Annotated in this window: 23 protein-coding genes and 6 pseudogenes; 11 read left to right on the top strand and 18 right to left on the bottom strand. The window is 35.3% G+C overall.

Annotated features, from left to right (window positions below; translation table 11 throughout):
* Window positions 1-67: 67 nt before the first annotated feature.
* From DJ93_RS17045 to DJ93_RS17035, 3 genes are all read right to left on the bottom strand, one after another.
* Complete coding sequence (locus tag DJ93_RS17045; RefSeq protein WP_042982101.1) at window positions 68-931, bottom strand: MurR/RpiR family transcriptional regulator; 864 nt, start codon at window positions 929-931, stop codon at window positions 68-70.
* A gap of 30 nt (window positions 932-961) precedes the next feature.
* Complete coding sequence (locus DJ93_RS17040) at window positions 962-1291, bottom strand: hypothetical protein (RefSeq protein WP_042982100.1); 330 nt, start codon at window positions 1289-1291, stop codon at window positions 962-964.
* A 123-nt stretch (window positions 1292-1414) separates the two neighbouring features.
* Window positions 1415-2575: a cation:proton antiporter gene (locus DJ93_RS17035; RefSeq protein WP_042982099.1), complete on the bottom strand. Its 1161-nt coding sequence runs from the start codon at window positions 2573-2575 to the stop codon at window positions 1415-1417.
* Window positions 2576-2719: 144 nt separating this feature from the next.
* Here DJ93_RS17035 and DJ93_RS17030 point away from each other — a divergent pair, with 144 nt between their 5' ends.
* The gene (locus tag DJ93_RS17030; RefSeq protein WP_181969195.1) at window positions 2720-4180 is read left to right on the top strand and encodes a branched-chain amino acid transporter BcaP; all 1461 of its coding nucleotides are present in this window, start codon (window positions 2720-2722) and stop codon (window positions 4178-4180) included.
* A 34-nt stretch (window positions 4181-4214) separates the two neighbouring features.
* Here the strand turns inward: DJ93_RS17030 and DJ93_RS33220 are convergent, their stop codons facing one another.
* From DJ93_RS33220 to DJ93_RS17015, 3 genes are all read right to left on the bottom strand, one after another.
* Entirely contained in the window at window positions 4215-4379 is a 165-nt protein-coding gene (locus tag DJ93_RS33220; RefSeq protein WP_042982096.1) for a hypothetical protein, read from the bottom strand.
* A 12-nt stretch (window positions 4380-4391) separates the two neighbouring features.
* Window positions 4392-4595, bottom strand: coding sequence for a hypothetical protein (locus tag DJ93_RS17020; protein ID WP_042982095.1), 204 nt, complete (start codon window positions 4593-4595; stop codon window positions 4392-4394).
* Between the two features lie 79 nt (window positions 4596-4674).
* Window positions 4675-7149 (bottom strand): LamG-like jellyroll fold domain-containing protein, encoded by a 2475-nt coding sequence (locus DJ93_RS17015; protein ID WP_042982094.1) that lies wholly within the window; start codon window positions 7147-7149, stop codon window positions 4675-4677.
* A 277-nt stretch (window positions 7150-7426) separates the two neighbouring features.
* Between DJ93_RS17015 and DJ93_RS32240 the strand changes: the two are divergent.
* Window positions 7427-7847 (top strand): annotated as a pseudogene (locus DJ93_RS32240) (S-Ena type endospore appendage).
* A gap of 59 nt (window positions 7848-7906) precedes the next feature.
* Here DJ93_RS32240 and DJ93_RS17010 read toward each other — a convergent pair.
* From DJ93_RS17010 to DJ93_RS16995, 5 genes and pseudogenes are all read right to left on the bottom strand, one after another.
* The gene (locus DJ93_RS17010) at window positions 7907-8095 is read right to left on the bottom strand and encodes a DUF3992 domain-containing protein (RefSeq protein ID WP_259300195.1); all 189 of its coding nucleotides are present in this window, start codon (window positions 8093-8095) and stop codon (window positions 7907-7909) included.
* Window positions 8088-8693, bottom strand: a complete 606-nt coding sequence (locus DJ93_RS17005; protein WP_042982093.1) for a DedA family protein — start codon at window positions 8691-8693, stop codon at window positions 8088-8090. Before DJ93_RS17005 ends, DJ93_RS17010 begins: the two co-directional genes overlap by 8 nt.
* Before the next feature lie 11 nt (window positions 8694-8704).
* A complete protein-coding gene (locus DJ93_RS17000; RefSeq protein WP_042982092.1) occupies window positions 8705-8986 on the bottom strand; it encodes a YkvA family protein in 282 nt (93 codons plus the stop codon).
* Between the two features lie 352 nt (window positions 8987-9338).
* Window positions 9339-9419, bottom strand: a pseudogene (locus DJ93_RS35010) (DUF2935 domain-containing protein); the annotation flags it as partial.
* 32 nt (window positions 9420-9451) lie between these two features.
* On the bottom strand, window positions 9452-9823 hold the full coding sequence (locus DJ93_RS16995) for a VOC family protein (RefSeq protein WP_042982090.1): 372 nt from the start codon (window positions 9821-9823) through the stop codon (window positions 9452-9454).
* Window positions 9824-9931: 108 nt separating this feature from the next.
* Between DJ93_RS16995 and DJ93_RS16990 the strand changes: the two genes are divergently transcribed.
* The 4 genes from DJ93_RS16990 to brnQ2 all read left to right on the top strand — a co-directional run bounded on the left by DJ93_RS16990 (window position 9932) and on the right by brnQ2 (window position 12550).
* Entirely contained in the window at window positions 9932-10147 is a 216-nt protein-coding gene (locus DJ93_RS16990) for a spore coat associated protein CotJA (RefSeq protein ID WP_042982089.1), read from the top strand.
* A gap of 8 nt (window positions 10148-10155) precedes the next feature.
* Window positions 10156-10419 carry a spore coat protein CotJB gene (locus tag DJ93_RS16985; RefSeq protein ID WP_042982088.1) on the top strand — a complete coding sequence of 88 codons (264 nt, stop codon included), beginning with the start codon at window positions 10156-10158 and terminating at the stop codon, window positions 10417-10419.
* A 12-nt stretch (window positions 10420-10431) separates the two neighbouring features.
* Window positions 10432-11001, top strand: coding sequence for a spore coat protein CotJC (gene cotJC, locus DJ93_RS16980; RefSeq protein WP_042982086.1), 570 nt, complete (start codon window positions 10432-10434; stop codon window positions 10999-11001).
* 232 nt (window positions 11002-11233) lie between these two features.
* The gene (brnQ2, locus tag DJ93_RS16975; RefSeq protein WP_042982085.1) at window positions 11234-12550 is read left to right on the top strand and encodes a branched-chain amino acid transport system II carrier protein BrnQ2; all 1317 of its coding nucleotides are present in this window, start codon (window positions 11234-11236) and stop codon (window positions 12548-12550) included.
* 102 nt (window positions 12551-12652) lie between these two features.
* Here the strand turns inward: brnQ2 and DJ93_RS16970 are convergent, their stop codons facing one another.
* The 3 genes and pseudogenes from DJ93_RS16970 to DJ93_RS16960 form a co-directional block, all read right to left on the bottom strand.
* Window positions 12653-13657, bottom strand: coding sequence for an ABC transporter permease (locus DJ93_RS16970; protein WP_042982084.1), 1005 nt, complete (start codon window positions 13655-13657; stop codon window positions 12653-12655).
* A gap of 1 nt (window position 13658) precedes the next feature.
* On the bottom strand, window positions 13659-14519 hold the full coding sequence (locus tag DJ93_RS16965) for an ABC transporter permease subunit (protein WP_042982083.1): 861 nt from the start codon (window positions 14517-14519) through the stop codon (window positions 13659-13661).
* Between the two features lie 97 nt (window positions 14520-14616).
* Window positions 14617-14910, bottom strand: a pseudogene (locus DJ93_RS16960) (TMEM164 family acyltransferase); the annotation flags it as partial.
* Window positions 14911-15134: 224 nt separating this feature from the next.
* On the opposite strand from DJ93_RS16960, the gene DJ93_RS16955 reads away from it, so the two are divergent.
* The 4 genes from DJ93_RS16955 to DJ93_RS16940 all read left to right on the top strand — a co-directional run bounded on the left by DJ93_RS16955 (window position 15135) and on the right by DJ93_RS16940 (window position 20018).
* Window positions 15135-16238, top strand: a complete 1104-nt coding sequence (locus DJ93_RS16955) for an efflux RND transporter periplasmic adaptor subunit (RefSeq protein WP_042982081.1) — start codon at window positions 15135-15137, stop codon at window positions 16236-16238.
* Window positions 16235-16909: an ABC transporter ATP-binding protein gene (locus DJ93_RS16950; RefSeq protein ID WP_000609100.1), complete on the top strand. Its 675-nt coding sequence runs from the start codon at window positions 16235-16237 to the stop codon at window positions 16907-16909. Before DJ93_RS16955 ends, DJ93_RS16950 begins: the two co-directional genes overlap by 4 nt.
* A gap of 26 nt (window positions 16910-16935) precedes the next feature.
* Window positions 16936-18087 (top strand): ABC transporter permease, encoded by a 1152-nt coding sequence (locus DJ93_RS16945; RefSeq protein ID WP_420911796.1) that lies wholly within the window; start codon window positions 16936-16938, stop codon window positions 18085-18087.
* A 593-nt stretch (window positions 18088-18680) separates the two neighbouring features.
* Window positions 18681-20018, top strand: coding sequence for a 3D domain-containing protein (locus DJ93_RS16940; protein ID WP_117287841.1), 1338 nt, complete (start codon window positions 18681-18683; stop codon window positions 20016-20018).
* Between the two features lie 80 nt (window positions 20019-20098).
* Here DJ93_RS16940 and DJ93_RS32235 read toward each other — a convergent pair.
* From DJ93_RS32235 to DJ93_RS16930, 4 genes and pseudogenes are all read right to left on the bottom strand, one after another.
* Window positions 20099-20236 (bottom strand): annotated as a pseudogene (locus DJ93_RS32235) (phospho-sugar glycosidase domain-containing protein); the annotation flags it as partial.
* A pseudogene (locus DJ93_RS16935) lies at window positions 20232-20564 on the bottom strand (Rpn family recombination-promoting nuclease/putative transposase); the annotation flags it as partial. The pseudogenes DJ93_RS32235 and DJ93_RS16935, both read right to left, overlap by 5 nt.
* Window positions 20542-20673, bottom strand: a complete 132-nt coding sequence (locus tag DJ93_RS34825) for a PD-(D/E)XK nuclease family transposase (protein WP_374937159.1) — start codon at window positions 20671-20673, stop codon at window positions 20542-20544. The gene DJ93_RS34825 and the pseudogene DJ93_RS16935, both read right to left, overlap by 23 nt.
* Window positions 20674-21002: 329 nt before the next feature.
* Window positions 21003-22091, bottom strand: a complete 1089-nt coding sequence (locus tag DJ93_RS16930; protein WP_042982077.1) for a DUF871 domain-containing protein — start codon at window positions 22089-22091, stop codon at window positions 21003-21005.
* A 316-nt stretch (window positions 22092-22407) separates the two neighbouring features.
* Here DJ93_RS16930 and DJ93_RS16925 point away from each other — a divergent pair.
* A pseudogene (locus tag DJ93_RS16925) lies at window positions 22408-23599 on the top strand (MFS transporter).
* Window positions 23600-23914: the final 315 nt, after the last annotated feature.

The following is a 23914-nucleotide window of genomic DNA, read 5'->3' as shown; positions in this document are numbered from 1 at the left end:
AAATTTCACAACATGACATATTTGTGTCAAAGATAATAAAAAAAGATGAGTCTCCTCATCTTTTCTTCTACTTTAACTTCCGTAACCGCACCGCTTCTTCTCTCGTCTCCATAAATTGATCTAACACTTTATTACCAATTCGGTTGAACGTAATAACATATAAAGCATCAATCATATTCAGTTGTGTCATCCTTGACGCAATACTCGCTATGCGATGATCTTGCTCTACATCTGGCACACAAAGGCGAATGTCTACTTCTTTATATAAAGGTGATGATTGATCCAGCTTCGTAATCCCGATAACAGTTGCACCTTGCCTCTTCGCATATTGCGCCATTTCAAGTACATCTTTCGTACGTCCAGAAGTTGAAATAGCAACAAATATATCACCTTCCCGTAAATTCGTCACGAGTGGCAACATCATATGAAAATCAGATAGCATCATCGCAGTAAATCCGAGCCGAGTAAATTTATAAGCGCCATCCATTGCCGTCGTAGCTGATCCGCCTACACCGTAAAATACAATTTTCCCAGCATTTACAATGCTATCTGCTGCTTTCTCGAGTTCCTTTTTGTCCATTGCTGTAACACTTGCTTCAATCGCAGCTTTATTTACGTATGTAACTTTATTAAATAAATCAAATGGACTATCTTCTGTATTCATCACTGAAAAATCATTAATATTATAATCAGCAATCGTTAATTCACGAACGAGCGCGAGCTTAAATGATTTAAAACTTCCAATACCAATCGTTTTACAAAAACGTACAACGCTCGCCTCACTCGCTCCCGCATTCGTAGACACTTCTTTTGTCGTTAAATTTGGAACAATTTCTGCATTCTCCATTATGTACATGGCAACCTTCTTTTCAGCTGGTGAAAATTGATCCATATAATTTTCAATTTTAAATAGTAACGTTGAAGCTTTCACCATCTAACCTCCACTTCTTACGGTTGCATTTTATTTCGTATATCCTACCCCTTCATTCCCTGCTTCATGAAGATAAAAGCCATCATCGCCAGGAGGATGAAATACATTCACTACTCGGTTCCCCTTTTGATAAACTGTTCTTTCTCCTTCCGTCCACTTCTTTTCCCATCCATTTATCCAAATTGCAAAGTCTGGTAAAAATGCAGTGTATTTATATTCATGTGGATATCCACCTTCCACATGAGAAGAAAAAATAGAAACAGGAAAATCTTTCACTTTCGATTCTTTCCATGCTACAAATGGTATGCACAGTGAAAGGAGTATAACTACGCCTATAACTTTTCCCCTTGTAATCTTCATACATTCCTCTCCTTGCCGTATCACATACATAGATTTTAACATAATTACAATTTCTTCACGCTAATGACTATTGCTTTTTGCAATCAAAAAAGAGCTTACCCACATAAGATAAGCTCTTTCTCCTTATACAAAATACTTCTTCAAAAGTGGCGGCGTAATAATCGTCGTTAATATAACAACAATGACAATAGCCGTGAAATTTTCTTTCGCTAATAAATTCGCCGCGAGTCCGTTTGCTGCGATAATAAGCGCCACTTCCCCGCGCGATACCATCCCTGCACCGATACTAATGGAAGATTGTAAATTGAATCCTGTTAATCTCGCTCCTAAACCACATCCAATTAACTTTGTGAAAATGGCAATGAGCGTCATAATAATAATGAACCAAATTTGGCTTCCGATACCTTGAAATGTAATTTCCATTCCGATACTTACGAAGAAAACTGGTACAAATATTGCATAGGCGATTGGCTCAATTTTGTGTTCCACTTCATGCTTATATGCCGTTTGAGAAATTGCAATCCCAGCCGCAAACGCCCCGATAATGCCCGCAATCCCCATTTTTTCACTATAATAGGCGAACGAGAAGCAAATAATGAGTGCAGCACTAATTAATGCTTCTGATACTCTGAGTGGAACGAGCAGTTTCATAATCCACGGAACGACTTTCCAAGCAATAAACACGATACTTACAAAAAAGATAATTTTCTTCACGATAACGAGTGTTATATTTACATCTTGTGTACCTAAAAAGCTCATCACAAATGCTAATAAAATAACGACGATTACATCATCAAATACAGCTGCCCCTAAAATTGTTGTACTTTCCCTCGTATTCATTTTCCCTAAATCTCGCAGCGTTTGTACAGAAATACTAACCGATGTTGCGCAAAGTAATAATCCTAAAAAAATAGCATGGGATTGCACCATCCCAAACAAAAGTCCCGTTACATATCCGCCGATGAAAGGAAAAATAATTCCTCCAGTTGCTACGGCAAATGAAGATTTCAAGTTACGATTTAATTCTTCTAAATCGGTTTCCAATCCCGCCATAAACATGAGTAACAATACACCAATTTCACTCAGTTCATCAATAAGTTCAGAACTATTAATAATACCTAAAACAGCAGGACCGATAATAATTCCAACAATTAATTTACCTAGTACAGACGGTTGACCAAGTCTAACGCTAATATCACCAGCTAATTTCGTACAAAGTAAAATGACGACAAGTTCGAAATAAAATAACATAGCATCTTCTCCTACTTTATAAACTGCATCCATTTCTGCTGATAGTTTCTCCTTATATACGGATTTTTATTTGTTGTAATTTTATTTGACAAAATATTCTGAATTATATTAAAATTAATCCAGAAATTTTAAAAAATTACATACACAACTGTACCTCTACTTACATACTATTTTCTAATGGGCTCGTACTATATTCGCAGTTGTGGAGATGAAAGAATGAGGGGGGAGTCCATATTGAAATCATTATTACGAAAAAAAGCACTTAGTACTGAATCGCCACGACAACTAGAAAGAACATTAACAGCATTAGATTTAACCTTTTTAGGCATTGGTGCTGTAATTGGAACAGGAATTTTTGTTTTAACAGGCATTGTAGCAGCTAAACATTCCGGTCCTGGTATTATGCTATCATTTCTTATTGCCGCATTTACTTGTGCTTGTGTAGCTTTTTGTTACGCTGAATTTGCCTCTTCCATCCCAGTTTCAGGAAGCGTATACACTTATGCGTATATGACCGTAGGAGAAGTCGTCGCTTTCATTGTTGGTTGGTGTTTAATGCTAGAGTATTTACTTGCCGTCGCAGCGGTTGCTGTTGGATGGAGTGGATATTTGCAATCATTGCTTCAAGGGTTCAACATACATCTTCCCGCCATGATTGCCTCGGCCCCCGGCACTGGAAAAGGTGGCCTCATTGATCTACCAGCTGTATGCATTTTACTTCTCATTACAGGACTTTTAAGTTTTGGTATACGCGAAAGCGCACGCATTAATAATATTATGGTCCTTATAAAATTAGCAGTTATTATTGCCTTTATCGTAGCAGGGGCAAAATATGTAAAGCCTGAAAATTGGACACCGTTCATTCCATTCGGATACGACGGTATTATTACTGGCGCTGCCACTGTCTTCTTCGCCTTTTTAGGCTTCGATGCAATTGCAACCGCGGCGGAAGAAACGAAAAATCCGCAGCGTGATTTACCAATTGGTATTATCGGTTCCCTTCTTATTTGTACAGTCTTATACATGGTCGTATCATTCGTTTTAACAGGTATGGTTCCTTACACACAATTAGACGTTTCTGATCCAGTTGCATTTGCACTACATTTCGTTGGTGAAGATACAATTGCAGGATTACTTGCTGTCGGCGCAATGACAGGAATGACAACCGTTCTTTTAGTCGTTATGTATGGACAAGTTCGTGTCTCTTATGCGATGAGCCGCGACGGTTTACTTCCAAAAGCGTTAGCACGCGTAAATAAAAGAGTAAAAATCCCTTTATTAAATACCTGGATTACTGGTGTTGTGGCAGCTTTATTAGCAGGACTTTTAGACTTGCATTTACTTGCGAATTTAGTGAATATCGGTACGTTAACAGCCTTCACATTCGTCTGTTGTGCTGTACTTATTTTACGGAAAACGCATCCGGACTTAAAACGTGGTTTCCGTGCACCGCTCGTACCAGTATTACCAGTTGTCGCTATTCTCTGTTGTTTATATTTAATGATTAACCTATCAAAAGAAACATGGATTAGCTTTTCAGTTTGGCTTATTATCGGTTTATGCGTCTATTTCTTCTACTCTAGAAAGCATAGTCATTTGGCTACTGAAAACACGAACAATGAGAAAAAAGAAGCATAAAAAAGCTCGCCTTTACACAAAAGGCGAGCTTTCTTCATGTTCTATTATGCTTTTTCGTTAACGATTGTAAAATAAAAAATATGCCAATACAAGTTGTAAACCATGCCCAATTTCCTAGCAGTGTAGAAAACTTGTAAATACCTATTATAACAAGTATCAATAACACGATAAATTGGTACATGAGTTTCCACTTTTGCATACTTTTCCTCCTTTACTTCGTCTCCTTCTTTTTCTTCTTCCACGCACTCACACTATCAAAGAAAAAGTTAATAAACAACGTTCCTAATCCCGCTAATAAGAATGTCATTAAAAATAGAACCCATATACTTTTATCTTTTAAGAAATAATATCCTACAAGGAGCACAGCGGCGATCCATACATATTCAAGAATTCTTTTCAGCTTTTTCTCTTCCAAATTATTCGCTCCCTTTTTCTATTCTATTTTTAGTATAACAAAAAAGAAGCCTATCATGATAAGCTTCTTTTTATCTTCCTTATTTATTCACACTGTTTTCAACGAGTGAAATAGCATACTCTAATGTACGATTCATCGTTTCTACCTGCTCATCTTTTACTTTTGCATCTTTCAACACCGTCTCAGCAACGGTAACCTTTTTCTCTAATGCTCCCACTAACCCTTCTTGATATTGCCCTAGCGCTGTTCCAATTTGTACTTTCCTTAATAAAGCTTTCGCAGCATCGATATGGATTTGCAGTTTCTCTTTCAGTGTTTTCGGCTGTTTTTCTACTACTTTTGATTGCCCAAACGTTTGATTTGCTGTTTTTAATTCGTTGTACGCTTGAATTACTAAATCTCCTGTACTTGCCATATTCTCGAACACTTTTTTTGCATCGTTATAAGTTTTTTGCAACTCTTTAAAAGCTTCTTGTGAATATTGACCTGGCTTTTCGCCAAACTCATAAGAACCAGCTAATACTTCTTTCGCTTTTCCAATTTCTTCATATAATGCATTTACTTGCTCTAACTTAGTACGATTAGAAAACTCATTATAGGCTGCTAATACTTCTGAAGAATTCAGCGCTTTACTATATAATCTAGCAAGTGCAATGTTTCCATTTAACGGAATACCACCATTTCCATTGCTATCTGGGTCTGCTCCAAATGCAAATGGTACATTCGGATGATATACTTTTCCTTGAGCCGGCTGACTATTTACTTTCTTACCATCTACATAAATTGCTACTTCACTACCATTATACGTTCCTGTTAAATGGTATGTTTTATTTGCTTCTAATTGAGTCCCAACGCGCTTATAACTACCTCCCATATGAGCCCATAATTCTACATATCCATTGCCTGTAGACTCAAATCCAATTCCACCGCTCTCTGTATTTTGCAAAATTCCTTGCCCACGAATTTCATTCATAGAGAATACAGTTTCTAAAGTAAATGTATTCGCTGCTTTTTCTTTTTGCGCTGCTGAAAATGGAATGTAACCGAACGCATTTGCTTTTCCATTTAATTTCATAACATTCTTTTTCAATGTTTTATCATATTCAATTGATACATTCCCTTTCACATCACCTTTTGTTCCAAACGGTGAGTTATCTTTAAATGTTCCATCTGAGAAATTCACATCAAAAATATCCGCTTTTGGTACTTTCACATTTGGATCAATATTATCTTTTTTTGTTGTTACTTCAGCTTTTAACGGCTGCTCACTTTCATTACCAAATGAATCAATAGCCACTACTTCAAGTGTATATGTTTTACCACCATCTAATCCTGCTAACGTAAATGTAAGTTCTTTCGGCACTGGATCACGATAAAACTCTGAGAATGCTAACAGTTTATTTTTAATTTCTCCTGTTTCTTTATCTCGTGCTTGTACGCGATAAGAATGAACGAGAAGGTTGTCCACAGCTTGAGGGAGTATTACTGTTGCAGCACTTTCTGTTACGTTCGATACTGAAAGTTTCGCATCTTTCGTAAAGGATGGCTTTTCCTTATCACGATCTTCTACATATTTAAACGTTTCCCTCTTTGCTGGCAACTGAATTTTCCAAGGTTCACCTGTCCAAGAATTTGTATGGAAATCACGGCGATTAATTGTTACTTCTTTATCATCCACTTCCACTAATAAACCTTGGCTTAATGTACTAGCTCCTGGAGGAATATTCCCTTGAACTTTACCACCTTCCACTTCCATATAACTTACAGAAGATGTACCAACTGATGTAAAATCTTTTTGATGAATTGATCTTGGATCATCTAACGGATAATGAGAATGACCTGAAAACGTAATGACTTGTGGATACTCTTTTAATATCGCATTAATTTTTGTGCTATCTTTCGTTCCCCATTCCTGGCTACCATACACTGTATCTTTAATATGTTGATGTAAAAATACAAAAATCGGTTTCTCCGGATCATCGTTTTTCGCTTTTTCCATTTCTCCCTTTAGCCAATTGATTTGCTTGTCCGAATAGTAACCATGCGTTGTTCCATCCTCTGGTGACATAACGATAAAATGATAACCTTTTACTACTTTATGATAATAAATTGATTCCATACCCGTTTTTTCTAAGAAGCGTTTCTGTGCTCCCTCAGCTGATAATCCGTTCCAATAATCATGGTTGCCGAGAGAATTCATTCTTACCGCATCTTTATTAGCATTTTCATTATAAACTTGCATAAAACGATCGTATTGCTGCACTGAACCTGTATCCGTAAAATCACCTACAATAACAAATGCATCTTGCTTTGGTGCAAGTGTATTAAATTGCTCAATTGCTCGTTTCCAGCGGAACATATCGTCCGTTCCACTATTTTTAATATGCACATCACTTACAACTGGAAAAACAAGTTTTTTCTCGCTCGTTTTCGTTTCTTGTTTTTTCTCTTCCGCTTTTACAGATGTACCCCACGGAAATGATACAAATGCTAATACAAAAACCACAAATAACCGAATAAGACCTTTTACTTTCCGTAAAATAGTTCTTTCCACGTGAATCCCCCTCGTAATAATTGATTGATTACAAGGGCTATTGTATCGAATACATATTAATTTCGTTTAAATGAGAAATGAAATTTATTTCACTTTTGTAAATATACAGTTAATTAGGTGTGAATTTCCACATACTTGTATTATTGTAAAACAGCCACTTTTTGTCTAAAAGACTCTTATCATTCTTTTCATGTGTCCCTTTACATACAATTTCTTCTATTAATAGTTGTAAAAGGAAACTTTAAAAGAGCAGGCTTATTTTGAAAAACAAAAAAATATCGGTTGTTTTGCTCCCTTATCTATCATATGCCCACCCCTTGTCCACCATTCCCCCCGCCAATCCGAATTGTGAGCCAGTAACAAATGAACTCACTGGAAACTTCCTTATTACTAACGACATCTCTCTTTCTACTGAAAATAACATATCAAAAAATACATTACGAACAATGATACTCTGGCAAGGTGATGGAATATTACTTATATCAGGTACTGTTTCAATTTACAATAGTACTAGCAGCACCGAAGCAATTACGGTTCAAATTTCCGGACAAGTGACAAATACTTTTACTATTTTTCCTGGTCATACAATATCTTATACAGGGAAAGCATTACAATCTGTTAGTATTATAAACATTCCGAGTAATCCTTCTTTATATTTAGAAGGTAAATACTGTTGCCAATTTACATGTTGCTTATAAGAATTTTATATTCCCTCAATTCCATAAAAAAAAGCATACCATCTATGGCATGCTTTTTTTTATGAAATCGGATAACGCACTGTAATACAAAACGCTCCTTGATACGTTCCAGCAGGTGTTGCAGGTAATACAACTTGTATACTATCAAAGCGGCGATACGTGAAAACAATACTCGTTCCTTGGTTTAACGTTTGCCTGTACAATTCATCTATATTCAAAAAAATTATGCACTCCGTATCTTTAAGCAGACTCTGTTTTATTTCGTTTTTTCATAAATTTATAGATTAAGATGCTCGCCACAATAATGGCAACGACTACTAATATCGGTAACGTATACTGTCCAACAATCTCACCAGCTTTTTTCCAATGAGGTCCAAGCTTCATTCCAATATAAATATAAAGAGTCGTTAACGGTAGCATTGCTATAAATGTATATATACTAAACTGCCATATATTCATTTTTGCCATACCACACGGTACTGAAATAAGTGTTCGAATTCCAGGAATAAAACGACCGACAAACGCTACAGCTGGTCCATACTTCGCAAAGAAATCATCCGCTTTTTGAATTTGTTCTTCCTTAATGAAAAAGTATTTTCCATATTTCATTAATAGAGGGCGACCACCATAATAACCGAGAGCATATAACGTTAATGGTCCCGTTGTTCCTCCGATCGTACCCGCTAATACCGCTAACCAAAAATTCATATCCCCCTCATACACCCAGTACCCAACGAGAGGTAATACGATTTCTGCTGGAATAAACTCGAATGTTAAAGCTGCAACAACGCCAAAATAAGAAAACTGTTTTAAATACTCAATTATATCTAGAATAATTTGCTCCATACTTTTAACTCCTATTCCTTATTTAAGTTATATTTTTCTTGCAAATGCATCGGTGCCATTTTCACTATTCGTTGCAAGATAAATAAAACAACCCCAATATCATCTAACACGCCAAAAAAGGGTAGAAAGTCTGGAATTAGATCAATCGGCAACGCAACATAGGCTACTAAAAACGCAATAGATACTATTTTCTTCTTTACTGCGACTTCTTTTGAAGTAAAAAAGTCAAATAGGAATGGACCGAAACGGCGAAAATGGAACACAAATCGAAATCTATTTATAAACTTTTTCATGATTTATATCTCCTTTCTTTGTATACAAAAAGGACCCTTACCAACTATGGTAAGGGTCCTAAAAAAGACAATAAGGGGCCTTACCATTGCTGGTAAAGGTCTCACTAACAACAAATCGTTGCCAATAAAGCCGAGGGTTTCTCCCTGTAATGACGACTTTATTGTAATAAGTTACTCCCCTTTATATACACAATTTTATACAATCACCTTAAATTATTTGGTTAGTCTTGTCAATATTTTTTTCATGATGAGAACCGTTCATATACGTTTATTACTTTTACGATTTGTCTGATTAGTCTTCCCTAACACTAAAAAAATAACAAAAATGATAATCCTTCATCTTCTTTATATATAAAAACTGTGCATGATCCCCAAGAACTTTGAGCCAAAATTTATGTTCAAATAGTGCGCTTTCTTCATAGGTTCTATTCACCCTATCTCTCCCTTACAACTCATAAAATCTCCTTAGTTTAATAGCTTCGATTCAATTTGAAGCTTATAACGGTCTGGATCATAAACAGTAATCACTTCCCCGTCAGCGCGATATTCTTCTGAAAACGCTATTTGATAATACTCTAACTTTTTCTTTATTTTTTCTATATCCGGAATTGAGAAAGTGATTACTTCACACGAAGAAGTAACAACCTTTTCTCTCTCTCTTAAATTTCTATTTACGACAAAACAAATTCTTGTTGAATTAACGTCATACCAAACACCTGTTACATGTAATTGCGGTCTTTCCACGCTCGGTTTAAGCCCTAAAATTCCCTCATAAAAATATAAAGTTTCCTTTAAACTGCTTGATTCTAATACGACGCAGTTTGTCATACTTTCCATCCGCACTCCCCCTACCCTTATTAGTTTTCTATATGAGTCATAAATGTTAATTATGTACGAATACAATACATAGTGATGAATATTTAGTTTATAAAGGAGGTTTGTATTGTGGATAAATTCATGAAATCATACGTTCCTTACCATAGCCCACAAGATCCTTGTCCTCCAATCGAAAAAAAATATTACTCTACTCCTCCCCATTTATATATGGGATTCCAGCCAACTAATTTACCCCAATTCCCACCAAAAGAAGCTTTAAAAAAAGGTACTTTATGGCCTGCTTTTTATGATCACTATGAAAATCCATATAAAAAGAAGAGGTGAACGAAAACGTGACGCAAACATTACCAGATGAATATTACAAATGGATAGAAGAACTGCAAGAGCTAGACTTCGTGTTAGTTGAACTCACACTTTATTTAGATACACATCCTGAAGATGCTGTAGCTATACATCAATTCAATGATTTTTCTTATAAAAGAAGAGTATTACAACAAAAAATTGAAAAAAAGTATGGCCCGCTTCAACAGTTTGGAAATAGTTATTCTAACGCCCCTTGGGAATGGAGCAAAGGTCCTTGGCCATGGCAAATATAAAGGAGCGAAAACATGTGGATTTATGAGAAAAAATTACAATATCCAGTGAAAGTAAGTACTTGTAATCCAGCACTTGCAAAACTATTGGTTGAACAATACGGAGGAGCAGATGGTGAATTAGCTGCAGCCCTTCGGTATTTAAACCAAAGATATACAATTCCTGATAAAGTAGTAGGCTTACTGACAGACATTGGGACAGAAGAATTCGCACACTTAGAAATGATTGCAACGATGATTTATAAATTAACAAAAGATGCAACACCTGAACAAATGAAAACCGCTGGATTAGATGCACAGTATGCTAACCATGATAGTGCATTATTTTATCATAATGCAGGTGGCGTTCCTTTTACTGCTACATACATACAAGCAAAAGGTGACCCTATCGCCGATTTATATGAAGATATCGCTGCTGAAGAGAAAGCACGTGCAACCTACCAATGGCTCATTGACTTATCTGATGATCCAGACATAAATGATAGCTTACGTTTTTTACGTGAACGTGAAATTGTTCATTCTCAACGTTTCCGAGAAGCTGTTGAAATTTTAAAAGAAGAACGCGATCGAAAAATTTATTTTTAATTTGTGCTAACAACACATATCATACCGATATGTGTATTTTTTATGAATACAAAAAGTAAAATATTTCCTATTCAAGATATAAATAGTATATTTATTCAGTTATATGAATTATTTTTTAGTATCTTTAAAATTCCCTATTGCTTTCTAGTCATCAGACCTTTAAAATAATAACAGTTACTCGACAAATTGTTTGAATTTTCGACAAAATACTTCTTAGGAGGATTTTCTATATATGCGTACAACTTTAAAGCCAGCGCAAATACTTTCGATTAGCTTATTACTATTTGCAGTTTTCTTTGGCGCTGGTAATATGATTTTCCCACCACTTCTCGGACTTTCTTCAGGAGAAAATATGTGGGTTTCCATTACAGGCTTCATTATTACAGACGTCGGTCTATCTTTATTAGCTATCGTTGCTGTCGCTCTCGCGGGTGGTAGTTTTAACAATTTAGCAAGCCGTGTTCATCCAAAATTCGCAGTAGTACTCGCCATCATTATTTATCTTTCAATCGGCCCACTATTTGTTATTCCACGAACTGGCTCTGTTTCTTACGAAATTGGAATTGCACCACTTTTCCCAGACCAATGGTATTCGATGTTAATCTTTAGTGCTATTTTCTTTACAGTCGTCTACTTTTTATCGTTAAACCCATCCAAATTAGTCGATCATATCGGTAAAATATTAACACCAATCTTACTTGGAATTATTGCAATTATGGCGACAAAAGCGATTCTTTCACCAGGGGCTTTCACACCACCTACTGGTGACTATAAAGAAATTCCATTTTTCAAAGGATTTCTCGAAGGATTTTTAACATTAGATGCAATTGGTGCTCTCGTTCTATCAACAATTGTTGTAAATGCGATTCGCCAAAACGGTATACAAGAGAAAGAATCGATTGCAAAATATACAATCATTTGCGGAAGCATTGCAGCCCTTTTCTTAACAATTGTTTATTTCTTACTTGGTTATATTGGGGCTTCAAACGGAAACTTAGGCCAATTTGAAAACGGTGGTCAGCTGTTAGCAGTTGTTATGTATCAATTCTTTGGGACAAGCGGGAATCTTTTATTAAGCATTGCAATTATATTTGCTTGTTTAACGACAGCAATTGGTGTTGTAAGTGCATTCGCAAACTATTTCACAACAGTACTAACTAACGTTTCATATAAAAAGCTCGTATTATATGTATGTATGTTTAGCTTCGTCATTTCAAACTTAGGTTTAAGCTTATTAATTAAAATCACATTGCCAGTTTTAATTATTTTGTATCCAATTACAATCATTTTAATTCTCGTATCATTTATTGATAAATACACGAAACGTAAACCTTCTGTATATATTGGTGCAATGATTGCCGCATTCATTATTAGCTGTATTCATGCTCTTGATAACATGGGAATGATTCCAAATGCTATTACTTCCATCGTAAGTACAATTCCTTTTTATAAATTAGGAATCGGCTGGATTGTTCCAGCAATCGTCGGAGGTATAATCGGATACTTTATTCCACAAACAGAAGCAGAAGGTGAAGTTTCTACGAAATAAAGAAAAGAAGCGAGCATTAAGTCAATGCTTGCTTCTTTTATCACTTTTACATTACCATTACTTATTAAATACCCAATTAATATATGCCTTGCACTAGATTCTTCACATCATATGTTTAAATGTAAATAACTCATCTTTCGACTGTATAGCCGGTTGCACCGTTTCCGCCTCTTCTCTTTTCACTCCTATTCCTAATCGAACTTTCAGCATCGCCTCTTCTATACTTTTTACGATCATATTTCCCGCAAAAATAGTAAGTCCAAAGAAAGTTATTGGAACGAGAGGGATCCATGAATGTACTGTTAAAGATCGGAAATACACGCCTATTAACCCTGACCATTCATGCGTGTAGGAATCTAACTCTTTTTCCATTCCCCCAAACACAACTGTTCCTCCAAAAAAGACTTCAAGCAATCCTAGATGAAGAAAAATAGTAAGTGTTTGAATAAATTGTTGCATAAATACGAGTATAAAACTCATGTATAAATGCGGAAAAATATGTTTTATGACAATATGCCTTCGCGTTCCCCCTAATATACGTGCGGCATCAATGAACTCCTCGCTTTGTAACTTACGAACTTCATTCGCAACATAAAGTGCAATAATTGGAATTGCTAAAACTACAAGTAATGTAACTTGAAAAGAAGCTCTCTCAAAAAAAGTAGATGTCTCTTCTCCATTTCTAAATGCATTCGCAGATTGAAGCATGAAAAACGCAATCATTACTGTTGGAATGACTGTTAGTCCATCAAAAAAAGCTTCAATTTTTGTAAAGCCTCTTTTTATGTATGTTCCGAGTATGACACCGAACAACACACCGATAATCGTACGTAATGTTGCGATAAGGAGCGATATACCAATTGTCCACTTTGCCCCTTCAATTACTAAATTTAAAAGGTCATAACCTTTTCGATCTGTACCTAATAAAAATTGCCATGAAGGAGGAAATGGTGGTACTTCTGGATTCCCTTTTGCATCATATTGCAATGTTACTTGTCGAATGTGACTATCATTCCATATCGTATTTCCAATGCTTAAAAGAATTAATAAAAGAAGAAATCCAATGCTTATCCAAAACCTTTTATCACGTTTTACATATGCCCACATTTTATAATCTCTCCTTCATCGCAGCTGGAACAAAATAATGAAATGCCTTAAATAAAATAAAAATCGGGATATAAATGAGTACTAAACTAACGATGAATGTTTCAATCATTGGATAACTTTTAACAAATATAAAAATACCTCTCGTATTAAAAATATATTCAATAATATATAAATTAGATAACATAAACCAAATATTCGTCTTCGCAAAAAAGAGTGTACTAAGCAATACGTTTCGTAAAATATGATGATTCAAAATATGAAATCGATCTAGTCCTTTTGCTTTCGCGAATAAAACATAGTCTTGCTCCAATTCGTTTTCAAAACGCAATACTAATAGTTTTACGAACATAACTGTAGTTGGGATACTTAAACAAAATATAGGTAATCCCCAAATAGACTCCTCTCCTATTGCAGCAATTTTGAAAGGTAGAAAACCTGTCTTTTTAAAAAACCATACTACTAAAATTTGAGAACCAATAATAAGAAGAATGTCCGGAATAGATTCTAGAAAGAGAAGAAAAGATTTGATTCGATGCTGTATACGTGGATGACTGCTCATAATGATATAAACAATGCAAAATGCTACTAATAAGGAAATTAGAAATGCCGATAAAAAAATAATCATCGTTTCTTTATAATGGAAAAACAACTGTGGAAATATCGGTTTTCCCTGGGCATACTGTAAATTTGTAACATCCAATAACCTTTTAAACACTTCTTGTAAATTTGTTACATAGCCTAAAACATTAAACTCTAAACCTTGGAATAATTTTGGTAATGTACCTAAACAGATAATGCCTAGAATGGAAAGTATAAATTGAATTACAATCTCTATACTATTAAAAATAACCTTTCTTGCCATTTTCCCCCTTCTTTCTATCCAATTTCATAATCTCTTTTATTTTACGCACAATTTTCAGAATTGTAAATATTTTCCGCACGCAAAAAAATCGCTAGTTTATGATCATAACTGACGCTAATAATAAACTAGTCGTACATAACTCAAACGGCAACGAAGTGCTAAGCTGAAAAATACCAGCTTTTATTTGCCATACATCAAGTCCAATTTCACTACCGATAAACAAAAAAGCAACTGCATACCGAACTGTTATATTCCATTCGTGCTGAAGAAGTACATCTTGGTATTGGTACAAAAAAGAAATCCCTACCAAAATAATAAGTAATATAATGACATGTTATTTTGAGTATGGAATAAATGGTTTTAGTGGTGCCACTCCAAAATAAGCTTCCATCTTCCTTCCTCCTCTCCTTCATACAATATTATTTTAAGAAAGAAAAAACAGTCAATCAATTTGCTTACTACTCAAGCTTGTCCCGCATAAAGCCTATACGTTCACATCTTCATATATAACCTTACAAAAGTGTAATGTTATTGTAAGCTAAAACGATTTGTCACATTCTTTTCTTCTTCTATACTGAAAGCAGATACAAAAACGAGCGAAAAGGTGATAAATAAATGAAGAAGAAAAATAAAGTTTTAATTACTAGTGTAGTAGCAATCGGAATTGCAGCTGGATCATATTTTGCTTTTGCTGGCGGTAGTTCTGAAGTAGCAATGGCATATAGCGGTTATAAAGTGACAGAGAAACAAATTGAGAACGCACAAAAATTTGGCGGTGAAGTTATTCCAAATGGTATTGAAACGATCTCATTTGACCCAACAAAAGGTACGTATGAATTAGCTGTCAAAAAAGGCGATGAAGTAAAAAAAGGACAGCTTCTCTTTAAATATAATGATCCTTCTATGCAACTAGGAGTAACTGAAGCAAAGATGCAAAAGAAACTCGCTAACAAAGAAGTTGACTTACTAAACAAACAACTAAATACAGCAAAACAAAAACTACAAAAAGATAAAAATGCTGGTTCACCTCAAGAACTGTTAAAGGCATCAGAAACTGAAATTCAACAATTAGAATCACAGCTTGAAATGAAAAAATTTGAAGTTGAAAAAGCTGATCAAATGATTAAATCAAACAAAGAAAAACTAAATACCCTTTCTGTAACAAGCCCTGTTGATGGTGTAATTGATGATATCGTTAAAAATACAGATGAAAAAACAGGCATGAGCGGTATTACACTTCGTCACGCTGGTCCATTAAAAGTAAAAGGGCAGCTATCTGAATATGAACTTTCTAACATAAAGGTTGGGCAAGAAGTAACCGTTTCATCAAAAACGGTTGCTGGTAAGACGTGGACAGGAAAAGTGACAGAAATCAGCTCTACACCATTAAAGAGCGTGGACGAAAACAAAACAGTTTCTAATTATCAATTCACTGTCACATTAGATAATAGTGAAGGATTACAAAACGGCTTCCACGTATACGTAACAAGTAAATCTGGTGAGGCAACTGGTACTATCATTCCTAAAAGCAGCATTGTGAAAAAAGGAGATAAAAATGTTGTATTTGTTGTAAAAGACGGAAAAGCGAAAGAACAAGCTGTTACTGTTGAATTCCAAACAGATAGTGAAGCAAAGGTTTCTGGAGTGAAAAAAGGAGAACAAATTATCTCTAAACCTGAAAAAGGTGTAAAAGATGGTATGGAGGTTGTCGTTGAATGATTAACTTAAAAGGCATCACGAAATCCTTCCAAAACGGTGCAGAGTCCGTTCAAATATTACACGGAATTGACGTAACACTGAACCAAGGAGAATTCACTTCTATTATGGGACCATCTGGTTCTGGTAAATCAACGTTAATGAATATTATCGGTTGCTTAGATAAACCAACGACAGGTACGTATGAATTAGCTGGTCAAAACATTTCAAACATGTCTGAAACAGAACTGGCGCATGTCCGTAATAAAGAGATCGGGTTCGTATTCCAAAACTTCATGTTACTACCGAGACTTACAGCGCTTCAAAATGTAGAATTACCTCTTATTTACGCTGGAGTTGATAAAAAAGAAAGACGCGAGCGCTCATTAGCCGCTTTAACAAAAGTAGGTTTAGCAGATCGTGCTACCCACCTACCAAACGAATTGTCAGGTGGTCAAAAACAGCGTGTCGCTGTTGCCCGTGCAATTGTAAATAACCCGAAATTCATCTTAGCCGATGAACCGACGGGAGCACTTGATACGAAAACGAGTACACAAATTATGGACCTCTTTTACGAATTAAACAAACAAGGCTCAACAATCATTATGATTACCCACGATCGTGAAATCGGAGAAGCCGCAGCTCGACAAATTGTAATTCGTGACGGAAATATCGTCCAAGATTGGAGAGGTTAATTTTGAACACGAGTGAAAATATACGCATGGCCCTTTCCTCTATCTTTGCTCATAAAATGCGTTCTATATTAACAATGCTAGGAATTATTATCGGTATTAGTGCCATTATTACTATCATTTCAATGGGTGATGGTACAAATGCAAAGTTTAAAAAAGAATTAGGCCAAGGAAAAGATACTGAAGTAACGATTTACTACAACAATCCTGATTTCGGAACAGATAGTGCCAAAATCACAGCTGATATGCTAAAACGTCTTCAAACTGTACCAGGCGTTAAAGATGTTTACCCTGATGTGAGTATGAAAGTAAAAGCATCTTCTGGTTCAAAAGATGTCTCTCTTGATTTAAAAGGTGGAACAGGCGCCTTCATGACAGATGCGAAAATAAAATTAGTTCACGGTCGTGAATTAAATGATAGTGAATTAAAACAAGCAATCCCTGCTGTTATTTTAAATGAAGAAGCTTTCAATAAATTATTTAACGGTTGGGAATCAAATTTATATACAGATATAAAAGGGAAACCGTATAAAGTAGTCGGTGTGTATGAAGCAAAAAACGATTTCGGAATGGCTATGTCAGAAGGATATACATCACTTGAAAACGCTCCTGTAATTTCAGGAGTAACTGAGTATGACTCTGTAAAATTAATACTAAATTCGCCAGCAGAGCGTAAAAGTGTAGAAAAACAAGCCGTTTCCGTTTTAAACGAAATGAAAGCTCCTAAATTTGAGCATAAATTTGAAGCTCAAGATATGGGTGAATTTACGAAGCAACTAGATGAATCAATCGGTATGATGAAAATGGTATTCGGTGGTATTGCCGCTATCTCTCTACTTGTTGGTGGTATTGGTGTAATGAACATTATGCTTGTATCTGTAACAGAACGTACACGTGAGATTGGTATTCGTAAAGCACTTGGTGCAACACGCGGTAAAGTATTAACACAATTCCTAATCGAATCTTGTATTTTAACTGGATTAGGTGGTTTCATCGGATTCATGCTCGGTATTTTCTTCGCTTGGATCGTCTCAATCTTTGCCGGATGGCCACTTGTTATCTCAAAAGAACTTGGACTTCTTTCAGTAGGTATTTCAATGCTAATCGGTATTGCATTCGGTTTACTACCAGCTAACAAAGCTGCAAAACTTGATCCAATTGAATGTTTACGATATGAATAAATAAGGCCAAAAAAACCGTAGGAATTTACACCCCTACGGTTTTTTATTCTGTTGAAGATAAGAAACTTTCTAGTAAATTATATCGGCGCTCCGACAAATATAAGAACCTCTAACTTCTACTATAGAACTCTACACTTATTCACCAGCTAATTAAAGACGATATTTCTCCTTCAAATTAGGTTTCTTCTATTATATATGTTGCACGTTACAAAAGCCTTTCTAAATCTTTTTATCCTTTAAACTTATATTTCTCGCAAAAGCTATCATGCAATCGTATTATTGCAAAAACAATATGTAACAGAACAAATTCAAGGAGTAATTTTTTCCATACTACAACTTATTTTGTAACAATTATATCGCTATTTCATTAAAATTCACCCCCTATATATAATTTTATAAGCATAAAAGTTATATATATATAACTATATTATTCTTTTAATAGTAAAATTCACCCCTTTTGTAATCATCCATCAAACTCTCTGTAACATGAATGACACATTACTAATCTACTAGCAATCAAAATAGTGTTGATTTTATGAATTCAAAGTTCTAAACCCTCAAAAAAACAAAAAGAAAACGTTATCAGGATATTAATGGAATTATTACAGGATGTTAATACCCTATTACGAATGCTTTGTAATTTTGTGATTTCCTCAAATAAGAAAATAATGGTTGCTATAATGAGGTCAACGAAAACAAATGCAATGGAGGCTATTATGAAAAAATTTATGGGTATAGCAACAGCAGCAGTTTTTGGTCTTGGGATTTTCACAACATCTGCTAAAGCAGAAACTATCGTAACAACTGATGTATTAAATGTACGAGAAAACCCAACTACTGAATCAAAAGTTGTCGGTAAAGTATTAGATGGATATAAAGTAAATGTTTTACATACAGAAAATGGATGGTCAAAAGTTAAATTAAATAGTGGTAAAGAGGCTTTCATAAGTGCTGACTTTACAAAAGATATTTACTACGTAACAGCAAACGTATTAAACGTACGTGCTGGTGCGAATACAGATTCAGAGATTCTTGGTAAATTGAAAAAAGATGATGTAATCGAAACAACTCACCAAGTACAAAATGATTGGATCCAATTTGAATATAACGGAAAAACAGCTTATGTACATGTTCCTTACTTAACAGGTAAAGCGCCAGTTAAAGTTCAGCCAGCAGTTAAAGCTGAAAAAGTAACTAAAGTTCAAGATACGGCTAAAGTTCGTGAAGCAGTTAAAGCTCAAGAGGCAGCTGAAGCTCAAGCAACAGCTAAAGCTCGTGAAGCAGTTAAAGCCCAAGAGGCAGCTGAAGCTCAAGCAGCAGCTAAAGCTCAAGCAGCAGCTAAAGCTCAAGAGGCAGTTAAAGCTCAAGAGGCAGCTAAAGCTCAAGAAGCGGCTGAAGCTCAAGCAGCAGCTAAAGCTCAAGAGGCAGCTAAAGCTCGTGAAGCGGCTAAAGCTCAGGAAGCGGCTGAAGCTCAAGCAGCAGCTAAAGCTCAAGAGGCAGCTAAAGCTCGTAAAGCGGCTGAAGCTCAAGCAGCGGCTGAAGCCCGTCAAGCTGCTAAAACTCAAAAACCAGCAACACAACAACCTGTTGCTAAAGAAACTGAAACGAACACACCAGCCGGTGCTCGTGAGTTAACAGTTGTAGCAACAGCTTACACGGCAGATCCCGCTGAAAATGGTTACAAGCCAGGAGAACATGTAAAATCAGCAATGGGACATAACTTAACAACAAATCCAAACATGAAACTAATTGCAGTTGATCCAAACGTGATTCCATTAGGTTCAAAAGTATGGGTAGAGGGTTACGGAGTAGCAATCGCTGGTGATACTGGTGGCGCAATTAAAGGTAACCGTATTGACGTTCTATTTGGTTCAAAAGATGAATCAAGTACTTGGGGACGTAAAACAGTTAAAGTAAAAATTTTAAACTAATTAATTGCTATAAAAAATAGGAGTCAGTTCTCTACATTGAGACTGACTCCTATTTTAGGCTAAATATAAAGAAGCATATGTCACTCTACACAACCAAACTGCGTACAAGGCCCAATATAATCTAGTAAAAATAGTTCCTCTTCTGCAATTGTACCGAAGATATTTTTCCGTTCATCTATCGGCATCTCCTTCAAGATGATTTGTTGTATTAATTTATACTAAAATTTTTCGAATTTCTTCTATACTAATACCAGTAAACTTTGCGATATCTTCTGCAGAAACATTGTTTTTATGCATCCCACGAATTAATTGTACCTTTTCCTTGTTCAATCCCTTTTTTATTCCCTGTTGCTCTGCATGAGCGAACTTAGCTGCCTCATCCATTAACTCTTTTTCCCTTGCTTCATACGCTTGACGGAAAGAAGAATCTTGACTCATTCGTTCCCACTTATTCATCGCTTTTTGTAAAACAGGATCTTGGTTCATGGCAATATCCTCCAATGTTTTTGTAAGATGTTCATCTTCATTGGCTGGTAATAATAGCATCTTTTAACATCGCATTTAAAAATAAAATTAAAATCTCCTCACTACCGCTTGTACCAAATAAGTGTTTAAACGCAAAATCAATACGCAAGTTTACTAATTGATTCGACACGGGTTTTCTCTCCCTGTATGATACTATTTCTTTTCTTCACTGTACTTAAATAGGTAATGCACATGCAAACGGGCATGTACATTAGCGTTTTTTCATCGGGTGTATCCCTTTTATTCTGTTCTATCAATTTTATCTACCACCGAAGTATCAATCGTATAACTTGCTATTCTATCTAATTTACAAATTGATATCCCACTAAGCTTCAACAAATCAATATATTTTCGTACACTTCTTAATGACCAATACGGAACACCAGAAAGCACCAGAACCAAAAGAAAAAAGCTGCTGAGATCAGTAGCTTTTTCCTTTCTATTTTCTCTATATACTCATTATTTCTTTAACATAAATCTAAACTTATCCCATGCTTGTAAATAATCTAATAAGAAAATCTCTTCCTCTATAATTCGGCCAACAACATTTGTTTTCCCTGTATTCACCATATCTTTTAATGCGATTTGCAGTTCGCCCTTATACTGACCGTATTGTTCATTATCAATTAAAATATCGCCTCGTCTAATTACTATCGTATTGTGAGGTTTAAACTCTTCTTTTTTATATTTCACACGACTTTGTGTAGAACGAACCATATATTCAGATACATCCCCGCGATAAAAATGAGGTTCCTCTAATACAATAATTCTTTCTAACTCCGTTGTTGTTTCATATAATTCTATATCAAATGTTTGCTTATCTTTATTTAATTCTCCAAGCGCCTTTAATTCTTCTTCTGACGCGTAAGCATTTGCAATAATAACATCATCAATTAATTCTGTTGCAAATAAATGCTTCGCCTGCGTTGTCATCGGTAATTCACGATGCTGTTCTAACGTACATAGCCCTTCTGTTACTGGCCACGGTCCGTATGTTGCATCAAATGATGTAATAAAAGCAGCTGTTCTCATACCGCAATCTTTAAACTGTTTCGAACACTTAATGAAGTGGTCATATGATAGGCCTGAATAACGATGTGGATAAAAATTATGACAACCAATTAAATTCTCACGATTTGGTCTATGGCTCATAATGTTATCAACATATTTCGTACCATTACTCATATTAATCTCGATTTTTAAGCCGTACGGATTATATGTCATAATTGATTCTTCTAGCCCTGAGAAACCGACATCTAAACGAATACCGTATGCACCCAATTCATGGAAGAACGATAAATCATGATAAGAAATTCCGAGTTGTTCAAAAACAACCGGACTAATATCCACTAATACTTGGAAACCTAATTCATTTGCATGAGAAATCGTTTCCTTAAATTCTTCAATGATTTTCTCTTTCTCTCCATCTACAGATAATAAACATGTGAATACACGTGTAAAGCCGTATTGACTCGCTAGGGTTAAATATTCTTTATCTTTCTCTACTGTCGAGTGTTCTGGATAAATAGAAATACCTAATCGTTTCATATGTATACGCCTCTTTCTTCATCATATTGTAAACCTTTTCAAATATATGTAGTAAAAAAGCATAAATCCCCATCTATTTCACTACAATTTGAATCCGCTTTCTTTTCAAAAAACAATTCTATCATTCATAACAACTAGCAGACTATACATCTATACTTTACTTCTTTTTTTCATAGTTGTGTAGCCTTTCCACAAATTTGTCAGTTTTTCCGCCTTAAAAATTGTTATACGGTTTCAATGCGCCTTCCTTGACTGTTACATTGACCAATACATATACTCGAAAGAGCAGAGAAAAACTTAAATAGGGGATGAATTTATGGGAGAAGCAGTACTCGTAAAACGAGAACCGTTATGGACAAAAGCATTTATTGCTTTAATTCTAGCAAACTTATGCATGTTTTTAGGGTTTCAAATGTTAATTCCTACTTTACCTGTTTACGTAAAAGAAATTGGTGGCACAAGTTCAAGCATCGGATTTGTTGTCGGTATGTTTACTGTTGCCGCACTCTTTATTAGACCACTAACTGGAAATGCATTGCAGAAATTCAATAAAAAAATCATCTTAATGATTGGTACCGCTATTTGTTTACTTGCTATGGGTAGCTACCTTTTCGCTTCAACTGTCTTCCTCTTACTCACCGTCCGAATTTTACACGGGGCTGGTTTCGGCATTACAACTACTACATACGGAACTGTTGTATCTGATTTAATTCCACAAGCCCGCCGCGGAGAAGGCATGGGATATTTCGGTGATTGCTATGGCACTTGGTCCTCTTATCGGACTATGGCTTATGCAAACTTATAACTTTACTATCCTTTTTTTATGCGCACTATCTTGTACAATTGTTTCTTTACTATTAACGAAACTACTTAAGATCCAAAAAGCACAACAACCACCGCAACAAGCAGCTAATAGCTTTTTAGACAGCTTTATTGAACGAAAAGCTTTACTTCCTTCATTATTAATATTGTGTATTACATTAATGTACGGAGGAATTGGAAGCTTTATTACGTTATTTGCCGCCCAAGTTGGAATTGCTGACATTAGCTTATTCTTTTTATTTAATGCACTTGCAATCGCTGTAACACGTCCAGTTTCCGGAAAATTATATGATGCAAAAGGCCATACATTTGTAATCATTCCAGGAGTTATTTTAACGTTTGTAGGGATTATATTATTGTCCTATACAACTTCCATTCCAAGTCTAATTATTGCCGCAAGCTGTTATGGAAGTGGATTTGGCGCGATTCAACCAGCATTACAAGCATGGATGATTGACCGTGTATCACCACATCGCCGCGGAGTTGCAACAGCAACATTCTTCTCTGCATTCGACCTTGGTATTGGTGCTGGTGCAATTATTTTCGGATTCGTTGCACATTTTACAGACTATGCAACTGTATATCGCTATTCGTCCCTATTACTTATCGCCTTTCTCTTCATTTACATCACAAACTTACGGAAACAAAAACAGAGAAATAAAACAAACGAAAAAGCTGTTGGATAATGCTAATCGGTTCTTTTTTGAGGTACTCGCATTTGAAACTCATATATAAAAACAAGTATAAAAGCAGTGGATTTCCTAGATGAAATCACACTGCTTTTAACCTTTTACTTTTCAGCAAATAAATCCACTTCAAACATCATCCATTTCTCCACATATTTTTCTAAATTTCATCAAAAAACATGCACAGAACTACCATAATGTATGTTATTTCTTTACAAGAAAATCCTATATCCCACATTAAAACCAATTAAACCTAGGTTTTTTTTAACTAATTGTAAATTTTTTATCACTTTGTAAATTTAGTGTAAAATTTGT

This window comes from Bacillus clarus (assembly GCF_000746925.1).
In the GTDB taxonomy this organism is placed as follows: Bacteria; Bacillota; Bacilli; order Bacillales; family Bacillaceae_G; genus Bacillus_A; species Bacillus_A clarus.
Note: the sequence above shows the minus strand (reverse complement) of the source record. Positions and strands in the feature narration are given on the sequence as shown.